The sequence below is a fragment of the Streptomyces sp. NPDC046215 genome (assembly GCF_040646215.1).
GTDB classification, from domain to species: Bacteria; Actinomycetota; Actinomycetes; order Streptomycetales; family Streptomycetaceae; genus Streptomyces; species Streptomyces stramineus.
On record NZ_JBEYZW010000198.1, the window covers coordinates 1 to 1,676 of the forward strand.

Below are 1,676 nucleotides of genomic sequence, written 5' to 3' on the forward strand. Positions count from 1 at the left end.
CCGGCGCCGCCCCCCGCCAGCTGCTTCCCGCTGCGCGCGCTCGGCCCCCCACCGCCGCGCAGCGGTGGTGCACCCCCACAACCCGCCGCCGCGCAGCGAAGTCGCAGCCATTGACACCCGTCGGCCACCCCCCGAAACTCGGCACGGATCGATCATGAACGAAGTTCGCCACGCGAGGAGCAGCCATGAACGACCGCATCCGGGATGTGTACATCGTCGACGCCGTGCGCACCCCGGTCGGCAAGTACGGCGGTGCCCTGTCCGGGGTGCGCCCCGACGATCTCGCGGCGCACGTCGTGCGCGCCGTCGTCGAGCGGGCGCCCGGCCTCGACCCGGCCCGCGTCGACGACGTGGTCCTCGGCAACGCCAACGGCGCCGGCGAGGAGAACCGCAACGTCGCCCGGATGGCCGTCCTCCTCGCCGGGCTGCCCGTCTCCGTGCCCGGGGTGACCGTCAACCGGCTGTGCGCCTCCGGCCTGGAGGCCGTCGTGCACGCCTACCGGGCCATCGCCCTCGGTGACGCCTCGGTCGTCGTCGCGGGCGGCGTCGAGTCGATGAGCCGCGCCCCCTACGTGCTGCCGAAGGCCGAGCGGGCCTTCCCCACCGGCCACCAGGAGCTGTACTCGACGACCCTGGGCTGGCGGATGACCAATCCGGCCATGCCGGAGCAGTGGACGGTGCCACTGGGCGAGGGCGCCGAGCTGATCGCGGACAAGCACGGCATCAGCCGCGAGGCGCAGGACGCGTTCGCGCTCGCCAGCCACCGGAAGGCGGCACGGGCCTGGCAGGAGGGCCTCTACGACCCGGAGGTCGTGCCGGTGCCGGGCGTTGCGCTGCCGCGTGACGAGACCATCCGCGACAACACCTCCGCCGAGGCCCTCGCCCGGCTCAAGCCCTCCTTCCGGCCGGAGGGCGGCACGGTCACGGCGGGCAACTCCTCGTCGCTGAACGACGGCGCCTCGGCGCTCCTGCTGTGTGACGAGGAGGGGCTGCGCGAGACGGGCCGCGAACCGCTGGCCCGGGTGCGGGCCTCGGCCGCGACGGGCATCGAGCCGGACCTCTACGGCCTCGGCCCGGTCGAGGCGGTGCGCCGGGCCCTGGCCAAGGCGGGCCGCGCCCTGACCGACCTGACACACTTCGAGCTCAACGAGGCGTACGCCGCCCAGGCCCTGGGATGCTTCGCGGAATGGCCCGACCTCGACCCCGGCATCGTCAACCCCCGCGGCGGCGCGATCGCGATCGGCCACCCCCTGGGCTCCTCCGGCGCCCGGCTGGCGGGGTCGGTCGCCCACCAGCTGGCCGCGGCGGGCTCGGGCCTGGGGATGGCGGCGCTGTGCATCGGCGTCGGACAGGGCCAGGCACTGATCCTGGAGCGCTGAGGCTCTGGAGCGCCCCGGGAACGCCCCGCCCCGCGGCCGCCGCCGAACTGGCCGAGAACTACGCGGAACTGCCCCTGTTCTGACGGGCCGTCCGACCGCGGGGATCACCCGCGGCCCGCCCGGGGTAGGGAAGGCCCATGGCACCCGAACCCACGCAGGAACGGATACGCCGGGAGGCCCCGGGCCTCCCCCTCCCGGCGGGGTCCGCTGGCGCAACACCCGCGCGGAACCGAAGACGAACTTCGCCCCCGACTCACCGATCCGCACCTGGACCGCATACCCGGCCCGGGCCGCCTG

Annotated in this window: 1 protein-coding gene; it reads left to right on the plus strand. The window is 75.1% G+C overall.

Annotated elements, in window-relative coordinates; all coding sequences use genetic code 11:
• The first annotated feature begins 185 nt into the window (after positions 1 to 185).
• A complete protein-coding gene (locus tag ABZ951_RS33825; RefSeq protein ID WP_344090944.1) occupies positions 186 to 1,379 on the plus strand; it encodes a thiolase family protein in 1,194 nt (397 codons plus the stop codon).
• Positions 1,380 to 1,676 lie beyond the last annotated feature (297 nt).